General features: G+C 63.7%; 16 protein-coding genes, 1 pseudogene and 1 riboswitch. Of the genes and pseudogenes, 7 read left to right on the top strand and 10 right to left on the bottom strand.

Annotation, left to right across the window (positions count from 1 at the left end; translation table 11 throughout):
• The first annotated feature begins 53 nt into the window (after window positions 1–53).
• A complete protein-coding gene (locus tag IB259_RS18565) occupies window positions 54–914 on the top strand; it encodes a DMT family transporter (protein ID WP_119449015.1) in 861 nt (286 codons plus the stop codon).
• A gap of 31 nt (window positions 915–945) precedes the next feature.
• On the opposite strand, the gene IB259_RS18560 is transcribed toward IB259_RS18565, so the two are convergent.
• From IB259_RS18560 to IB259_RS18545, 4 genes are all read right to left on the bottom strand, one after another.
• The gene (locus tag IB259_RS18560; protein WP_192329859.1) at window positions 946–1,389 is read right to left on the bottom strand and encodes a DUF695 domain-containing protein; all 444 of its coding nucleotides are present in this window, start codon (window positions 1,387–1,389) and stop codon (window positions 946–948) included.
• Between the two features lie 78 nt (window positions 1,390–1,467).
• The gene (locus IB259_RS18555; protein WP_175159561.1) at window positions 1,468–2,409 is read right to left on the bottom strand and encodes a sensor domain-containing diguanylate cyclase; all 942 of its coding nucleotides are present in this window, start codon (window positions 2,407–2,409) and stop codon (window positions 1,468–1,470) included.
• Window positions 2,410–2,538: 129 nt separating this feature from the next.
• Window positions 2,539–3,411 (bottom strand): alpha/beta fold hydrolase, encoded by an 873-nt coding sequence (locus IB259_RS18550; RefSeq protein WP_054451303.1) that lies wholly within the window; start codon window positions 3,409–3,411, stop codon window positions 2,539–2,541.
• Window positions 3,412–3,602: 191 nt separating this feature from the next.
• Entirely contained in the window at window positions 3,603–4,184 is a 582-nt protein-coding gene (locus tag IB259_RS18545; protein ID WP_054451302.1) for an ABATE domain-containing protein, read from the bottom strand.
• Window positions 4,185–4,323: 139 nt separating this feature from the next.
• On the opposite strand from IB259_RS18545, the gene IB259_RS18540 reads away from it, so the two are divergent.
• The 5 genes and pseudogenes from IB259_RS18540 (at window position 4,324) to IB259_RS18520 (ending at window position 8,620) form a co-directional block, all read left to right on the top strand.
• Window positions 4,324–5,199 carry a leucine-rich repeat domain-containing protein gene (locus IB259_RS18540; RefSeq protein ID WP_192329857.1) on the top strand — a complete coding sequence of 292 codons (876 nt, stop codon included), beginning with the start codon at window positions 4,324–4,326 and terminating at the stop codon, window positions 5,197–5,199.
• A gap of 14 nt (window positions 5,200–5,213) precedes the next feature.
• Window positions 5,214–5,732 (top strand): hypothetical protein, encoded by a 519-nt coding sequence (locus IB259_RS18535; protein WP_225596897.1) that lies wholly within the window; start codon window positions 5,214–5,216, stop codon window positions 5,730–5,732.
• A gap of 110 nt (window positions 5,733–5,842) precedes the next feature.
• Window positions 5,843–6,913, top strand: a complete 1,071-nt coding sequence (locus IB259_RS18530) for a type IV toxin-antitoxin system AbiEi family antitoxin (RefSeq protein WP_125472435.1) — start codon at window positions 5,843–5,845, stop codon at window positions 6,911–6,913.
• Window positions 6,901–7,218 (top strand): annotated as a pseudogene (locus IB259_RS18525) (hypothetical protein); the annotation flags it as partial. The gene IB259_RS18530 and the pseudogene IB259_RS18525, both read left to right, overlap by 13 nt.
• 172 nt (window positions 7,219–7,390) lie before the next feature.
• A complete protein-coding gene (locus tag IB259_RS18520; protein ID WP_192329855.1) occupies window positions 7,391–8,620 on the top strand; it encodes a hypothetical protein in 1,230 nt (409 codons plus the stop codon).
• A gap of 131 nt (window positions 8,621–8,751) precedes the next feature.
• On the opposite strand, the gene IB259_RS18515 is transcribed toward IB259_RS18520, so the two are convergent.
• From IB259_RS18515 to IB259_RS18505, 3 genes are read right to left on the bottom strand one after another with little or no spacing between them, the layout of a single operon-like run.
• Window positions 8,752–10,275, bottom strand: a complete 1,524-nt coding sequence (locus IB259_RS18515; RefSeq protein WP_192329853.1) for a M81 family metallopeptidase — start codon at window positions 10,273–10,275, stop codon at window positions 8,752–8,754.
• A 16-nt stretch (window positions 10,276–10,291) separates the two neighbouring features.
• Entirely contained in the window at window positions 10,292–11,611 is a 1,320-nt protein-coding gene (locus tag IB259_RS18510; RefSeq protein ID WP_054450320.1) for an MFS transporter, read from the bottom strand.
• Window positions 11,612–11,651: 40 nt separating this feature from the next.
• A complete protein-coding gene (locus IB259_RS18505; RefSeq protein ID WP_192329851.1) occupies window positions 11,652–12,965 on the bottom strand; it encodes a D-serine ammonia-lyase in 1,314 nt (437 codons plus the stop codon).
• Window positions 12,966–13,056: 91 nt separating this feature from the next.
• Between IB259_RS18505 and IB259_RS18500 the strand changes: the two genes are divergently transcribed.
• Window positions 13,057–14,007, top strand: coding sequence for a LysR substrate-binding domain-containing protein (locus IB259_RS18500; RefSeq protein WP_192329849.1), 951 nt, complete (start codon window positions 13,057–13,059; stop codon window positions 14,005–14,007).
• A gap of 43 nt (window positions 14,008–14,050) precedes the next feature.
• On the opposite strand, the gene mntP is transcribed toward IB259_RS18500, so the two are convergent.
• The 3 genes from mntP to IB259_RS18485 all read right to left on the bottom strand — a co-directional run bounded on the left by mntP (window position 14,051) and on the right by IB259_RS18485 (window position 17,446).
• Window positions 14,051–14,623, bottom strand: a complete 573-nt coding sequence (gene mntP, locus IB259_RS18495) for a manganese efflux pump MntP (protein WP_054450314.1) — start codon at window positions 14,621–14,623, stop codon at window positions 14,051–14,053.
• Window positions 14,624–14,630: 7 nt separating this feature from the next.
• Window positions 14,631–14,805, bottom strand: a riboswitch (yybP-ykoY riboswitch).
• Window positions 14,806–14,842: 37 nt separating this feature from the next.
• The gene (locus IB259_RS18490) at window positions 14,843–15,811 is read right to left on the bottom strand and encodes a tripartite tricarboxylate transporter substrate binding protein (protein ID WP_054450312.1); all 969 of its coding nucleotides are present in this window, start codon (window positions 15,809–15,811) and stop codon (window positions 14,843–14,845) included.
• A gap of 51 nt (window positions 15,812–15,862) precedes the next feature.
• Complete coding sequence (locus tag IB259_RS18485) at window positions 15,863–17,446, bottom strand: sulfatase (RefSeq protein WP_054450310.1); 1,584 nt, start codon at window positions 17,444–17,446, stop codon at window positions 15,863–15,865.
• Window positions 17,447–17,564: the final 118 nt, after the last annotated feature.

Here is a 17,564-nt window from a genome sequence, read left to right as displayed (position 1 = left end):
GGACTGCGCGCTCAGGCCGTGCTGTACTGGAGCCCGGTATCAAGGAGCTTCAGATGCAAAAGGCCACCAGCGGCTGGGTGAACGGTTTTATCGGCGTAGTGATCTTCGCGGGCTCCTTGCCCGCGACCCGGGTCGCCGTGGCGGACCTGGATCCCATTTTCCTGACCTGCGCGCGTGCCGCCATCGCGGGCCTGCTTGGCCTGGCCCTGCTGATGCTGCTGCGCCAACGCCGGCCTACCCTGTCCGACCTCCCCTCGCTAACGCTGACCGCACTGGGCGTAGTCGTCGGCTTCCCCCTGCTGACGGCGCTGGCCCTGCAGCACGTCACCTCGGCCCATTCCATCGTCTTCCTCGGCCTGCTGCCGCTCAGCACCGCGATCTTCGCAGTGATACGCGGCGGCGAACGCCCGCGTCCGCCGTTCTGGATGTTCTCCATCGTCGGCGCGGCTTGCGTCGCGGGCTATGCCGCCTGGGGCGGCCTGGAGGCCTCGCCCACCGGCGACCTGCTCATGCTCGCCTCCATCATCGTCTGCGGCCTGGGCTATGCCGAAGGCGCCAAGCTGTCCCGCAAGCTGGGCGGCTGGCAGGTCATCAGCTGGGCGCTGGTGCTGTCTCTGCCCCTCATGCTGCCCATCGCGCTGTTGACCATGCCGGCCTCGTTCGAGCACGTCGGCACGCCGGCGTGGATAGGCCTCGCCTACGTGTCGCTGTTCAGCATGCTTATCGGGTTCGTGTTCTGGTACCGCGGGCTGGCGCAGGGCGGAATTGCGGCGGTGGGGCAGTTGCAGTTGTTCCAGCCCTTCATGGGGCTGGGATTGGCTGCCGCGCTGCTGCATGAGCAGGTCAGCTGGACGATGCTGGTCGTGACGCTGGCGGCGGTGGTTTGCGTGGCGGGCGCCAAGCGCTATGCGTAGCAGGCGGCGCGCAAGCGCCGCCTGGCCTCTTTCAATGAAGCTGATCTGAACCCTGGGGCTGCAAGCCCGACAAGGCATTCCAATCAGGATCCTTGTACATGCGCAGTTGTATGGGATAGACCGGGTGCCCCGCCAGGCATGCGTTGAATGCATCCAGGAAGGCTTCGACGTCACGCGTGTAGTAACGCCATTCCTTGTGGTGATTTCCAGTCAGGCAAGCCACCTGCACCCCGATATCGGAATTCTCAAAGCCTTTCTCGATGGCCTCTTCAAAGCTATTGTGGCTCTGCTTGTCTTCGTCATTGGGCATGCCGGACTCGACGCCCTGGTACGGCCAAGAGATGATGACCAGGTTCTCATTGATCTCACGATCAGTCGCCGACGGCAAGCCGGTGCGAAAGCGAACGATGACCGTCAAACCTTCGACCTGTGCTTCACCCACTGCCCACAGATCGCCTGGGAAAATACTGCTCATTGAATCAATTCCTGTATAGACGCCGGACCAGAAGGTTCAGCGCTTGTTACTGAGAAAACCTTGTATTCAAGGTCGGCTCTACAACTGCACATGCTCGATGCGGTCCCGCCCGTTTTTCTTGGCTGCATATAGCTGCTGGTCGACGGCTTTGATGAAGCCAGCACGGTCGCTCTGTCCGTCTGGCAGCGCCGTTCCGGCTCCAATGCTGACCGTGACGCGCCTGTCGTGCGGTGACAGCGCGTGCACGATAGCCTTTTTCCTGAGCAAGCGCTGGCAGCGTTCAGCGACTTTTCGCGCCACTCCGGCATCGGCTTCCGGCAGCAGCACGACAAACTCTTCGCCACCGTAGCGCGCAACGAGATCGCGAGGTCCATCCAGCGCCAAACTCAGGGTCTGGGCGATATCCACCAGACATTGGTCGCCTTGGGTGTGGCCATACAGATCGTTGTATTGCTTGAAAAAATCGACATCGAACAACAGGATGGACAGCGGCTTTCGTTCGCTGCGCGCGCGCTCCCACTCCAATTCAAAACCGCTATCGAAGCGACGCCGGTTGGCAATATTCGTCAAACCGTCCTTGAAGGACAGCGCCTCCAGCTCCTTCTGCAAGGCCAGCAGCTTTTCCTCGGTCTTCTTGCGTTCGGTGATGTCGAACATGAAGCCGATCAGCGCTTCGACCTCGCCGCTGTCATTGCGCACTACGTGCACCACGTCCCGGATCCATACGTAGCCGTTTTCCTTGGTCAGCGCGCGGTAGTCCGCCTCGTGATCGACGCCGGCCTGGGATTGGGTGACGCAGAAATTCACCACATAGTCCCGATCCTCCGGGTGCATGCGCATGGCCCAGTCCTCCACGCTCACCCAGCTTTCGGCCTTCCAGCCCAGCAACGCCTCGATCTGCGGACCGATATAGGCGAATTGCTTCGTGGCCCAATCGATCTTCCAGGGAATTGCCTTGGTGGACTCGAGCAAGGTTCGGTACACCGCGTTGTCATCAAGAAGCGGGCTTTCGTTTGACATACCCTATCCATCCTCGATTCAAATGAACGGGCACTTTAGCGTGAATCCGTCGGCCGTGGCGTGTGCGTGATGAACGCCGAAAGGTAGCCGTATTGAAAAGGCCGCATTCGCGGCCTCTTTCAGAATCCCTCAAGGCGCCAACACCTCGATAATCCGGCGCCCGATATATGCCGCATGCGTCTCGAGCGCAAAGTGCCCGGTATCCAGCAACTCGACCTGCGCTTCCGGATTGTCCCGCTTGAACGCCTCGGCGCCGGGCGGTATGAAGAACGGATCGTGGCGCCCCCAGATGGCGAGCGTCGGGATTTTCGCCGCGCGGAAGAACGCCTGGAAATCCGGATACCGCTTCAGATTGTTGGCGTAGTCCAGGAACAGATCGAGCTGGATTTCCTTGTTGCCAGGCCGCTCAAGCAAGGCGGCATCGAGCGTGTAGCTTTCCGGAGCCACGTCGTCCGGATTGGCGACGCCATGCACGTACTGCCACTTCGTTCCTTCCAGGTTCAGCACGGCATCCGCGATGACCTGCCGGTTGGCCGCGGTCGGCTCCGCCCAATAGGCGCGGACTGGCGCCCAGGCATCGCCCAGCCCTTCGAGATAAGCGTTGCCGTTCTGAGAGACCAGGCCGGTCACCCGCTCGGGGTGGGCAAGCGCCAGGCGCAGCCCGACAGGCGCGCCGTAGTCGAAAACGTACATCGCATAGCGTTTCAGGCCCAAGGCATCGACGAACGCGCCGAGCGACACGGCCAGGTCGTCAAACGTGTACCGGTAGCCGCGCTCCCCAGGTACTTCCGTGAAGCCGAAGCCAGGCAGATCCGGCGCAATCACGTGAAAACGCGTGGCCAGAATCGGGATCAGATTGCGGAACTGGTGCGAAGAACTGGGGAAACCATGCAGAAGCAGCAACACGGGCGCATCGGGGTTGCCCGCCGCGCGATAGAAGAAGTTCAGGCCGTCGGCTTGCAAACGGCGCGTTTGGATCTGGTTTTCTGGGGGGCTGGACATGACGATCTCCGTGGTCTGGGACTGGATCAAAAGCCGAATTCCTGCAGGCTGTGCAGGCCATTCTTACGCTTTTTTAGTAACCTGTCAAATTAAGTTTTAATGGTTACTTAAATAGTTCAAAGCTATGACATGGAGAGACTCATTCAAAAAAAAATCCGGCCAGGCGGCCGGATGGGTGGGCTAGCAAGCGCTCAGGAAGCAGCGTCCTGGGCCTCTCTCTGTCGAAATGCCGCCACCTTGTGGCGGTTACCGCAAAGCGACATGCTGCACCACCTGCGGCGATGGGAGCGAGTACGGTCGTAGAACCAGAGGGAACAGAGCGGGCTTTCGCATTTGCGCACCAGCTCGAAGTCCCCATGCACGAGCAAGTCTGCGGCGGCCTCTGCGGCCGGAAGCAGCCATTGATCGGGCGTAGCCGCTTCATAGCGACGGGCAAGGCTGGGCGCGCCCGCCACCACGGAAACCTCAAGATGGCTGCCTCCGGCGGCGAGCGCCCGGTTGAGCGGGCTGAGCTTGAGCGGCAACCCGGCCTTTCTCTGGGCGACCAATGCGCGCACCGTCTCGCGCAATGTCCTCGCGGATTCGAGCAGACCCTTCGGGGTCTTGCGCTGGGCGGGCGAAAAACCCAAGGCCTCCAGCCAGGCTCGCACATCGTCGTCTGATTGCAGGCGATCGCGAGGGCCATCGTCGGATTGCTCGACGGTGTTGATCAGATCTAACGCCGCGTGGTCGCCAAGCAGGCGGAATTCTGGCGTGGGGGTAGTGGTGGTCATGATGTTCTCCATCTTGAATGTAACCACTTAGTTTGCGACTATCAAGTTACGGAGGAAGAGCATCCCATCGGTCATCGCACAGTTTTCCGCCCGGACGATGAGCACCGTAAACTAGCCTTTCACGGATTCGGAAAGCCACATGTCCTTCATCCCGTTTTCGATCCCTCTCCCGGACCGCGCCCAGACCTGGCGCTTCATGCACAGCAGCCAGCGCTCGCAATTCGCAGGCGCGGATGAACGCGTCGTGCTCTACGACGCCCCACAGCAAGAGACGGTCCTGGCATCGATCGAAGACGTACATCTATGGGCGCCGCCGGGTGACCCGCTGCGCGAGCTGCCCGGACTCCTCGCCCGGCTGCCGGCGCTGGCGCACCTGTCCATCGGCCCCGGCGCGGTCGCGGGCAGCGTTCTGACGGGATTGCGCGCAGACATGCTCCCTGCCAGCCTGCGCCATCTTTCCATCCATCCCGAGCCTGGCACGTACACCTGGCAGGCCGGCCCGCTGCCCAGGCTGGAGGCGCTGACAGTGGGCGCCACGTTGCGGTTCGAGCCGGAAGACTTTCCGGTGTTGATTTCCTTGTCCATGGTCCCAGACCGACGCGGCATGCTGCTGGACCGCGCCTTGAGCCTGCCGCTCAAGGAACTGAACCTTTGGAACGTGCCGTTCGATTCGTCGATATTCGACCGCATTGCGGGACTGCCGCTGTTGGCGCTGGGCTTGCTGGCGGGCCGTGGTTTGAAGACGCTGTCCGGCATCGAGCAACTGACAGGATTGCGCTCTTTGCGCCTGAAGAACCTTGGTGCGCTGGAGAAGATCGGTCCGATCAGCGCCCTTGAAAACCTGGAACGGCTGGACATTCAGTACTGCAAACGGATTGCGGATATCGGCGTGCTGGACATGCTGACCCGATTGCGGGAGCTGACGCTGGTCGGCTGCGGCGATGTGGGATTGGGCGAGTTGGCACAGACCTTGAAGGCGCGCTTGCCGCGCGCGAACATCGCGGCGACGCGATAGCCATGGCGGACCCGATGAGCATCTTGCACGAACGTTTCCTGGGCTTGCTTGCCGCGCGGGGCTGGACGGTGCTACGCGCGACACCCACGGCTGCGCGGGCAGACGCCTCGGAACACGCAGCGTTCCTGTCCTTGTACACGCAACTGAGCAGCGCGGACGATACGCGCTGGTTCCTGAGCGCGGCCGACTATGCCGGAACCGCCGACAGCGCCTTCGGGTGGGACGCCTTTCGCGACATCAGCCTGGAAGCCGCCATCAGCGATGCCGACCGGCACGCCGTCGAGACCTTCTGGGCGCGCCATGTGCCGATCTTCATGAGCGTGGACGGTGATTACGAGTTTCTCGCGATCGACCGGATTTCGGGAAGGATCGTGCATGGCGTCGAGCCCGAGTTCGAGGCGGTCAGCGAGGTGGCCAGCGGTCTTGGAGACCTGTTTGAGCAGATGCTGGCGGATGGCGAGGCGGCTGCGTTGCTGGGCTGCTCCGACTGGCCAACACAAGCCCCTGCGACTCAAGGAAAGGGCGAAGCGTAGAACGCAGACCGAATTTCATTGTTTTTTCCTATTTCAACACGGGCTGAAAATAACTATTCCAGTGAAACTATCGTTGACACTTTCACTGAAAATGCTATTTTTAGCAGACGATGAAAATGCACAATCCAGTGAAAATCGATGATCAAGCTGCGAGTACCCTCCGATCGCTGTTGGAGGAAATACCCGCCGTCGAGAGCCTGGAGGTCACTCTCGTCCCTCGGAATCCAAGCTCAGCAATCGAGCTCGCCGCCCAACTGACGACATTCGGCAACCGGCACAAGCTGGTCGCGACGGTACTGCCCAGCGGACAACCGCGGCACGCGCGCCTGGCCGTACTTTCGTTGCGTGAATACGTGGGACGGCAGTCCGATCACGTTACGCCCATATTGATTGCGCCTTATCTGTCGCCGCAGGTTCAGGAGTTGTGCCGCGAGTTCGGCGTGGCGCACCTCGATTTCGAAGGGAATGCTCGGCTTGCCTTCGCTACCATCTTTATCTCACGGCAGGTAGCCAAGAAGCCGGTGATAGAACGGCGGGGACTGCGGTCGCTGTTCAAACCGAAATCAGTCCAGATACTCAAAGTCATGCTGCGCAAGTCCTCCCGCGGTTGGCGGGTTGCCGAATTGGCGCAAGCCGCGGACGTCAGCCTGGGGCACGTCAGCAATGTGCGCAATAGCCTACTGGATCGCGAATGGGCGAAGCTGGGCCCCGAGGGAATGTTCCTGTCTAGGCCCGACGCACTTGTGGACGCCTGGCGTGAAGCCTACGAATCTCCGGCCGGTCAACGGCTGACTTTCTATACCACTTTGCACGGAACGGCGTTTGATGCGGCGCTGCACGATGGGTCACCTGGCGCGACAAGCCAGATCGCACGCGCTTCGTTCACTGCAGCCCGCTGGCTGGCGCCGTTTGTACGGACTGGCACACACTATTTCTATGCTGATGCTGCAGGCCTTGAACTCCTGCGATCACGACTCAAGCTCGAAACCGCCGGCAAGGGAGAAAACCTGGTGGTGACCGTACTGGACGATCCGGGGCTGTTCCGTGACACTGTGCAACCGGCGCCCGGCGTGGTCTGCACCAGCCCAATCCAGACCTATCTGGACCTCAGCGTGGCAGGCGAACGCGGACAGGAGGCCGCCGATCACCTGCGACGGGAAAGGCTCCAATGGCACGAATGACGCGTGGCGAGGCACAGTTAGCGAGCGAGTACGACGACCGCACAACGGCGGCAGTCAAATCCGTCCTTATCGAAATCGGACAGATCCTTGGAAGCTTCAAGGGACGTTTTGCCGTCGTAGGCGGCGCCGTGCCATGGCTGCTGCTGGGCAATGAAGACATGCCCCACGTCGGCACCCTGGATGTGGACCTGGGTTTGGATGCCGAAGCGCTGGGCGATGGTCAGTACGCGCACCTGGTCGAATCGCTGTTGAGCCAAGGGTATGCACAGCGCAAGGAACTCAGGCGATTCCAACTGGTGCGACGAACCGCGGATCAATGGCAGCAGGATGCCTTCGGGCAAGTGGACGCTTGGCTGCGGGCTTTGGGACTGCGGACTCAATAGCAGGTTCAAATCTCGCAAACGCTCACCACATCGCCCGAAAACCGAAATTTCTTCCATCAACGCAGTCGCCTCGCGGCCTTGGATGCTCTCTCAGATGCTTCGCTCACTCTCCGCCCCCAGCCATTCATACCTCACCGCGCTGACGCTTTCCATGCTATTGCTGACCGCAGCCCAGGCCCATGCCGCGCCCCGCACCGTCTACACCGGAACACTGCAAGGCGCCGGCGACATCGTGCTGGAGCTGGACACAGAAGCGGCTGCCGACGGCACCTTGACCGGCCGTTATTTCTACGCCAGGCACGGCGTGGATATTCCGCTGCAAGGCACGGCCAAGGAGCTCTTCGAACCGAAGCCCCGCCAGGAAGGCAAGCCGGCGGATCAGGCCGCAAGCTGGCAAGGCACGCGCGATTCCAAGGGCTATCGCGGTCTCTGGACCGACGCCAGGAGCGGCAAGCAGCTACGCTTCGACCTGAAGCAGGTTGCGCAATACGACACGGAGCAGCTGGAAAAAGACCGCAAGCAGGCCCGCGCCAGTCAGGTCAATCTCGGCGACATCGATGTCCAGGCAGGCATCAACGCCGCGCGCGCGCCCTACGAGACGCTGAAACTGTCTGGACACGCCCAGCCCGTCGGCAAGGAGATCGGCGACGGCGCCGTGGCCTATCGCATGTGGCGCGACCCGCGCACCAAGTTCAGCTATCCCCGGCTGAGCCGGCATCCCGATGCGCAGGTCCTGCGGCGCACGAACACTCTGCTGGAACAGCGTCATTGGCAGAAGAGCCTGGGCGCGCTGGGTTGCATGGCATCGGCCTACACCAGCGACAATCCCGGCGCGGGCACGCTGGGCGGGTTCGATGAAGAAGCCGTGCACGTCACCTGGCTGTCGCGCGCGCTGATGACGGTGACCGAATCGGGCAGCCTGGACTGCGGCGGGGCCCATCCGTACAACCATTTCGAACCCTATACCTACGATCTGCTGCGCGGCGAGTACCTGGACTGGAATCGCGTGTTCGACGCCTATGTGCCGGGCAAGCGCAGCTTCGGCGGCGAAAAAAGCCCTGCCCTGCTCGCGCTGGTGCAACAAGCGGTCAAGGCGGGAACAACGGTCCAACAATCCGAGGATCGTCCCAATCTGGAAGACTGCGCGGACCTCTGGCCCGCCTATCTGGCGCTAGGCGTCCAGGCGCCCGGCGCGCTGAGCCTGTCCGTGTCCGGGGTCGGGCACTCGGCGGGCGCTTGCCTGGGCACGCATGCCAGCGTACCGTTCACAGCGCTGGCGCCTTATCTGAAGCCGGGCGGGCAGGCGTATCTGGCGACAGATTGAGCACGCCGGCGGACTGTCCGCCGGCCTGAATCATCGTCTGCATGCCGGCGGGTCAACGGCCAGCAGTCGCCGTACCAGGAACAGTCCTGGTTCAAAGAGCACTTCGGCAAGTCATCGTAGGTGCAAAGCCGCTACGCGTTGGAATACGGCGCGTAGTCGGCGATGTCCGCCAGCGGCCAGTATTCGCCTGCGAGCCGTTCCCGTGGGAACGAGGTGATGTCGGCAGTGCTCAAGCCCACGCTATCGACAGAGATGATCTGCGCCGCAAGGCGGCGGTAGCCCGCGCGGAAATGGTTGGCGCCCTTGATGGCGATCAGCTTGTATGCGGTCACGTCGATGCCATGCAGGAAGAATGGCTCCTCGTCGTAGATCTGTTCGGCGCGCGAGGCGACAATCACGTCCACGCCCTGGATGACCAGGCGGCACATGGCGCCGAGGTCGAAGCGCACGCCTTCGAACATCGAGCCCGCGCGATTGACGAAGCGGCCGTCGGTGATGGCTTTCACATAGGCATGCACCCGCAGCGGCTGCCCCTGGAAGCGGCCCTGCTTGGCGCCCAGCGACACGCTGATGGTCGCGCCGACGCCGGCCTGGCGGGCCTGCTCGACGACGGACGCATCGTTGATGGAAGCGAAACAGCAGGTTCCGGCCACGGGTTTGGCGTCCAGGATGGCGCGCAACAGGTAGGTGCCGTCGCCGGGCGTGCCGCCGCCGGGGTTGTCCGCGTACTCGTTGACGACGACGGGACCGTGCGAGGCGGCCAGCGCCATGGCGACGCCCTGCTCCGGGCTTGGCAGTGACGGCCGGAACGCTTCGCGGTGCGACCAGATCCATTGCGCGACTTCATTCGCGCAGCGCTCTGCCAGCGCCTGATCGCCCGCCGTGGTGCAGACCACGGCCGGGCAAGGCGCGGCGATATCCGCAAGGGGAAAGCCGTGGAACCACGAACAGTCGATGACACCCGGCAGCGCGGCCAGCTTGGCGCATACGGCATTGACCTCGGCGGGAATGAAGCCTTCCTGCGTCGTGACGATGTAGGGCAGCATGGGCAAGAGGCGCATGGCGGTTGCCGGCTTGAGGCGGCCGCCGATGATCTCGAGCAACAGCGCCACCGCCTCGACCGCTCGGTCGTGAAAGTCAGTATGCGGATACAGCTTGCAAGGCAAGGTCAGATCGCAAGCCTGCCGCATGGCCTCGGTCATGTTGCCATGGAGGTCATAGACAGCGGCAATCGGGACATCGGCGCCAACCAGCTGGCGGACCGCCAGGCACAGATCGCCTTCGATGTCCTCGATGCCATCGGCGACGCCCGCGCCATGCAGCGCCAGCAACACTCCGTCGACAGGCAGAGCGGCGCGGATACCGTCCAGGATTCTGCGTTTCATTTCGGCGTAGGCCTGGGCCTCGATCGTGCCCGAGGGCGTGGCCTGGCCGACGAAGGTGCAGATCAGTTCGGCGCCCGTCTGCCTGGCGCCTTCGATGAAGCCGCCGACCTGGTGATTCGATTTGTCGAAGGCTTGCAGTATCTCGTCCCCGCCGTACTGCTCGAACGCGCGCAACGGCGTCTGGCCGGCGACCTCGGCGGCATAAGTATTGGTTTCATGGATCAGGCCGGCGACGGCGAGTCGCGGCGCGGCATCTTTAACGTTTTCCATGGCGTATTCCTTGCCTTCAGCGATTGACTTTCTTGGGGTCGAAGCTCAGCGCAATCAAGGCGCTGACCAGGAGCGAACCCGCGATGATGTAGATGGCCGGCGCGGTGCTGTGATAGATGTCGCGGATCCAGCCGATCAGGTAGGGGCTGACGAAGCCGCCCAGATTGGCCAGGCTGTTGATGATGCCGATCGACGCAGCCGCGGTGGCCCCGCCCAGGAAGGCGGTGGGCAGCGTCCACATGATGGGAGAAAAGCTGATGATGCCGGCGGCGGCCACCGACAACGAGATGACGGCCAGCGTCAGGTTGGTGCCGGCGGACACGCTGGCGACCAGTCCCGCCGCGCCGAGCACCAGGATGAAGACCAGGTGCCAGCGGCGTTCGCGGCGCAGGTCCGAACTGCGCCCGACCAGGACCATCGCCACCATGGCGACCAGATACGGAATGGCGCTCAGCAGGCCGATGCGCAAGCCGCCCTCGGCGCCGGCATCCTTGATCAGCGTGGGCAGATAAAAGCCCAGCGTGTACAGCGCCATCATCGCCGGAAAGGTCATGGCGACGATCTTCCAGATGCGCGCGTCGCGCAGCGCCTGCAGCAGCGGCATGTGCTCGCGGCCCGCGTTGTCGGCAGCGATGTCCCGCTCGATCAGCTGGCGTTGTTCCGGCGTGAGCCACGCGGCATCCTGTACGCGGTTGGTCAGGATCAGCAGCACGCCGATGGCCAGCGGAATGGTGGGCAGCGCTTCCAACACGAACAGCCATTGCCAGCCGGGGTGTCCGCCGACCAGATGGAATCGTTCCATGATCCAGCCCGACAGCGGGTTGCCGATAAGGCCGGCCACCGGTATGCCGGCCTGGAAGATCGCCGTCATTTTGGCGCGGCGGCGGTTGGGAAACCAATAGGTCAGGTAAAGGATCACGCCAGGGTAGAACCCGGCCTCGGCCACGCCCAGCAGAAAGCGCACCGTGTAGAACTGCCAGGGCGCGGTGACGAAGGCCATGATGCCGGACAGGATGCCCCAGGAGATCATGATCCGCGCGATCCACAGGCGCGCGCCCACGCGGTGCATGATCAGGTTGCTGGGCACCTCGAACAACATGTAGCCGATGAAGAACAATCCTGCGCCCAGGCCATAGGCAGCCTCACTGAACTGCAGGTCGGCCAGCATGTTCAGCTTGGCGATGCCGATGTTGATGCGGTCCAGGTACGCGACCACATAGCAGAGCATCAGAAAGGGAATGAACCGCAGCGCGACCTTTCTGTAGGTCGCGTCCTCAAAGGCTTGCTGGTCCGGGCGCGCTGCGCGGCCGGCGGGGAGGGTTGCACTTCCGCTCACGGGTTTTCTCCTTGGTATGTCGTTTTTTGGGTGCTGCGGCTTATGCCGCGCGGCGCTGGCTGAGTTGCCTGGCGTGCTCCTGGAAGCCGCGCAGCGCTTCGGGGGGCACCAGCGAACCGCCGGTGGCCCAGATGACATGAGTGGCTGCGGACATATCGATGCCCGACGCATAGACCTGCCCTGCGGCAGAGTCCAGCCAGCCAGGCCCCGAGACCGCGGCCGCGGCCGACGGCTCGACTTCGACGCCCAGGGTGTCTTTCAGCGCCAGCAGGTTCAGGTAGAGCTCGTCATCCGACACGGTGAAGACGCCGCCTAGCTGGGGCCTCATCAGCGACGCCACCAGTTCGGAAGCCTGGCCCACGGCCAGGCCATCGGCCTCGGTGCGGTTGTCCAGGCCGATGTCGTAGACCGACACGGGGGAATCCGCGCCCGATGCCAGCTGCACCAGAAAACACGGCGACGCGACGGGTTCGGCGAAGAAGCAATGCACGTTGGGGCCGAACAGCGCCTTCAGGCCATGGCTGATGCCGCCCGGCGCGCCGCCGACGCCGCAGGGGATGTACACGAACAGAGGGTGCGCCGCATCGACCACGCGCCCTGCTTCAGCCAGTTGCCGCGCCAGTCCGCGGGCCGCTGCGGCATAGCCGAAGAACAGCAGCTCGGATTGCTCATCGTCGACGAAATGGCTGCGGGGCGCGGCCAGCGCCTGCGCCCGCCCGGCCGCGACGGCCTCGGCATAGTCGCCGGCATGCTCCACCACGCGCACGCCACGTTTGCGCAAGCGGTCCTTCTTCCATTCCTTGGCATCGGCGGACATATGCACCACGGCATCGAATCCCAGCGCGGCGGCCATGACGCCGATGCTCATGCCCAGGTTGCCGGTGCTGCCCACGGTCACGGCATACTGGCTGAACAAGGCGCGAGCCTGCGGCGTCGCCATGATGCGCCTGTCCGTCGCCTCATCCTTGAGCAGGCCGTGCTCCAACGCGATCGACTCGGCAATGGCCAGCACTTCGTGAAAGCCGCCGCGCGCCTTGATGGACCCGGCGACTGGCAGTTCATCATCGCGCTTGAGATACCAGCTGCCCGACACCTCCCCGGCGCCCAGCGCCTGCTGCAAGGCTTTGGCGGGCATCAGCCGGGACTCGATATGCCCGCCCGCAGCGGCAAGCTCGGGAAACAGCGCGGCCAGCAGCGGCGCGCAACGCGCCAGGCGGTTTTCGGCCTCATCGATCAGGGCCAGGGACGGCGCGGAGCCGGGCAAGAGCCCTCCCCTAGCCGGGTTGAGCCATAGCAAAGGCGTTCTTGATTGAAGATTTTCTAATAGCTGAGGATCGAAATTGGCGGTCATCATGGACTTGCGGGTTGATGGTTCGGCGCAAATCGTAGATTCCGAAGGCATGCAAGAATAGCGATCATTTCTAATTCAGCCATTAGCGTGACTTATGTCTGTCCATTTCGACTCGACACTCCTGGGAGCCCTGCGGTGTTTTGACATGGCCGGCCGCCATCTCAGCTTCACCAGGGCGGCGTCGGCCATGAACCTCACGCAAAGCGCGGTGAGCCAGCAGATCCGGCAGTTGGAGGACCGCCTGGGCTACCTGTTGTTTGTCCGCCAGCAACGCGGCCTGAAGTTCACGCCCAAGGGCGAATCGCTGTACACGACGGTCAGCCGTGCGCTTGGCGACATTCAGCAGGAAATCGAGCGGCTGGGCTTGCCGGCGTCCGCGCTGCAGGTCAATTGCCTGCCGTCGTTCGCGCTGCAATGGCTGATGCCGCGCCTGACGGAATTCCATCGCCTACAGCCGGAGGTATCAGTCCGGTTGAAGGCGGAGTTCCAACTGCTGGACCGCAAGCTGATGGAGGAAGAAGACATAGACCTCGCCATCCGCTATGACCCGGCGCACTACAGCCATTTACAGGCGGACGCCTTGCTGGACGAGTATCTGCTCGTGGTCGCAACGCCCGAATACCTGGCCGCGCACCCCGCGTTTCGCACCGGCAAATCGCTCGACGGCGTCGAGTTCCTGCACGACGCCTCTCCTTGGGTCGGCGCCGCGGAGTTCATCGAGTGGCGCACCTGGATGCAAGCGCATCGGCCGGGGTGGATCCGCCACCTGGACGGGCCGCAGTTCAATCTGGCCAGCCTGGCCATTGGCGCCGCGTTGAATCACCAGGGCGTGGCTATCGGGCGCAGCGCGATGGTCTACGACGAACTGCGCAGCGGACGGTTGGTAGACGTGTTCGGCAAGCACGTGCCCGCGCCGGCGCGCTATGTGCTGCTGTCGCGCCGGCCTGAAGAGCGGCGCACCCGGATCTTTTCCGAGTGGTTGAAATCCGAGTGCCGCAACTTCGACAGCGCGCGTTCGGCCTTGATCGGGGGTACTCGCGGATAAGCATCATCCGCGGAGCCGACGAGCGCCGCCTTCCCATGCGGCGTCAAGCCGCTGCTGCGCTCAGATGCTCATAAAGTATTGCCGCGCCTATACCGATCAGCGCGACTCCACCCAGGATCTCGGCCCGCTTCCCGGCGACGCTGCCCAGCACGCGTCCGAGCATCACGCCTATCGTCACCATCAGCGTCGTGGCCAAGCCGATGGCGATGGCCGCCACCACGATGTTCACATCCACGAACGCCAGGCCCACGCCGACCGCCATGGCGTCGATGCTGGTAGCCAGGCCCGTAGCCGCCAGCAGCCAGAAGGAATGGCGGGTGACGGGCGCGGCGTCCTCGTCCTCTTCCTTGAGGCCGTTGCGTATCATCAGCAAACCCAGAATACAGAGCATCGCGAACGCGATCCAATGGTCCCAGGCGACCACATACTTTGCCGCGACCGAGCCCAGTCCCCAACCTATCACCGGCGTGATGGCTTCGATCACGCCGAAGATCAGCCCTGTGCGCAGGGCTTCCGGAAATCGGGGCTTGTAGAGCGCGGCGCCTTTGCTGATGGCCGCGGCGAACGCGTCCGTGGACATGGCGAACGCGAGAACGATGATGGCGATGGGATTCATTGGAGTGGGAATCCTGCTGGGCGGAAACGGCACGGATCCTCCGCGCCGCCCGGCATCGCGCGAAAAATCCGTGGTCTCGCCAAGCATGGATGCCGCTTGCGCCATGGCCGAGGAAGCCAAGAATGTTGACGCAAGCCCCTGCGGTACTGGCCGCAGGGAGGCTACTCCCCAAAGAGTGCAACCAGTCTAGCAGAGCCTGCTGACCGGCGTGTTACAGCGCTATTCCCCGCGTATTCCCGCCTTCGCGATCACCTCTTTCCAGCCCTTGGCCTCCCTGTCCACCCATGCCTGTGCCCGCGCCTTGCCTGCGAACGGCCCGCGCATGCCCAGCACGGCCATGCTCTGCTGGAACTCCGGCATGGCGTAGACCTTGGCCAGCGCGTCTTCCCAGACCTGCGCGACCTCCTTGGGCGTGCCCTTGGGCGCCATGACCAGGAAGGCGAACGACACGTCATAGTCTTTCAAGCCAGCCACGCCCGACTGCGCCGCCGTGGGGACTTCAGGCAGGTCGGCGTCGCGTTCCTTGCCCGACACCGCCAAGGCCTTCAGCTTGCCTGCCCGTACATGCGGCAGGACGCCGGGCGTGGCAAGAAAGGCGGCCTGTATCTGATCGCCCAGCAGCGCGTTCACGGCAGGCGCGTTGCCGCGATATGGCACATGCGCGACTTCCATGCCAGCCGCGAGACGGAGCTTTTCGAAGGCCAGGTTGCCGGGACTGCCGTAGCCGGCTGAGGCATAGGTGATGCGATTGGCCTTGGCGTAGCGCAGGAATTCGTCCAGCGTATTGATGCCGAGTTCGGGGCGCACCGCCAGCGCCAGGCCGAAGGAGCCGGCCAGGCTCAGCGGTTCCAGCCGCTGGGTGACGTCCTTGTCCAAGCCCTTGAAAATGTATGGGTTGACGGTCATGAGCGTGTCCAGCGTCATCAGCAGCGTGTAGCCGTCGGGCGCAGCCTGGGCCACGGACTGGGCGCCGATGTTGCCGGACGCGCCAGAGCGGTTTTCGACGACGATGGTCTGGCCCAGGATCTTGCCGGCATGCTGCGCGATGGCGCGGGCTTCCAGGTCCAGCGGGCCCGCGGGCGGGAAGTTGACGATGAGGCGCACGGGACGCGACGGATAGTCGGACGCCACCGCGACCGAGGTTGCGGCCACGAGCAGCGCCGTACAGAGCAACAAGGACTTGATCATGCTTTTCTCCTGGATGGCGCCAACCCGCAGGCAGGCGCCGTGGCGGCGGAATCAGGCGATGGCGGTGGGGTGCGGGCTGGTCTCGGCGTGCCGGATCATGCTGCGCGACAGTTCCAGCAGCAGTTCTGCGCGCAACGCGCCGGCGGCGGGGTCGTCCCACAGGTTGCGCAGTTCGTGGGGGTCTTCTTGTAGATCGTAGAGTTCGCCCCAGGCGGCATCGGCATAGACGCTGAGCCTGTGGCGCGGCGTCTGCAAGGTACGCATGCGGGTGCGGCCGGGAAAGCCGAACATGGTGCGCTGGCCCTCTTCCTCGATCAGCACCGCGTCGCGCACGCGCTCGGTCTCGCCCGACATGAGCGGCAGCAACGATGCGCCCTGCATGCCGTTGTAGGCAGGCAGGCCCGCGCGCGCCAGCACGGTAGCGGGGATGTCGGCGGTGGAACACAGCGCCTGGCTGCGCGCAGCGGCGGGCGCCGCCTGCGGATCGCGCCAGATGAAGGGCGTGCGGATCAGGCTCTGATAATGGATCGGCCCCTTGAGCAGCAGTTGGTGGTCGCCGAAGTAGTCGCCATGATCGCTGGTGAAGATGACGATGGTGTTGTGGTCCAGCCCGGTCGCGCGCAGCGCCCGCATGACGCGGCCGATGGTGGCGTCGATATGGCTGATGGAGCCGTAGTTCAGCGCGATGGCCTCGCGCGCCTCGCGCTCGGTGCAGGCAAAGATGGCGGGCGTGTGCTTGACGGCCTTGCCCTGATTGCGCTGCTGGTGCATCCAGGCTACGTGAGGCGGCGGCTGGTGGCCCGGCGCGGCGCTGGCGTGGAACGACTCGGGCAGGGTCACGTCTTCCGGGCGGTACATGTCCCAGTACTTGCCGTGAGGCGTGAAAGGATGATGCGGATCGGGAAACGAGCACTGGATGAAGAAGGGCTTGCCGTTGGCCGCGTTGTCGCGCAACTGCGCGATGGTCTGGTCGCCGATGTAGGCGGTGGTGGAGCATTCTTCCGGCACGCGGGTGCGCCAGGCCTGATGATGCTCTGTCAGCACATAGCCGGGCGCGGGCAGGGCATGCTCGGGCCCCCACAGGCGCCGCGCCTCGGGATGTTCGCGGGCCAGCCAGCGCTCGTAATGGCCCCAGACCTGGTCGCCGTGATCCACCGCCAGCGCCACGCGCTCGAAGCCGTAGAACGGCGTCTGCAGATCATGCCCAGGATCCGTGCGCCACAGCGGGCCCCATTCCTGATCGTAGTTGCCGGGCTCGGCGGTCCAGGCCTCGCCCTGCGCGCCGTCGCTCGCCGGCGGCCAGACGGCGGGCTTGCCGGTCATGTTCTGCAAGTGCGACTTGCCGATCAATGCGGTGGAATAGCCCGCGCCGCGCAAGCGGTCGACGAAGGTGGTGGCGCGCTGCGACAGCGGAATTCCGTTGTGGCGCACGCCATGCACCGAGGGCATGCGGCCCGTCATCAGGGTGGCGCGGTTGGGCATGCAGATGGGCGACGCCACATAGAAGCGGTCCGCCGACCACCCCTGCCCCGCCAGCGCGTCCAGCTCCGGCGTGCGCAGCATGGGGTTGCCATAGCTGCCCAGATGGTCCGCGCGCTGCTGATCCGTGATGAATAGCAGGAAATTCGGCTGCATCGTGTCTCCTCGCCGCCAGCTTTGCGCCGGCTTGGCTCTGTTGTCAGGCCATTATGTGTAGAGGAGACATAAATTGATAATGAATTAATATTACCGAGCTATAACCCTGAATTTATGC

The organism is Achromobacter sp. ACM04, from assembly GCF_014851465.1.
GTDB lineage: Bacteria > Pseudomonadota > Gammaproteobacteria > Burkholderiales > Burkholderiaceae_B > Achromobacter > Achromobacter aegrifaciens.
This window is presented reverse-complemented; position numbering and strand designations above follow the sequence as displayed.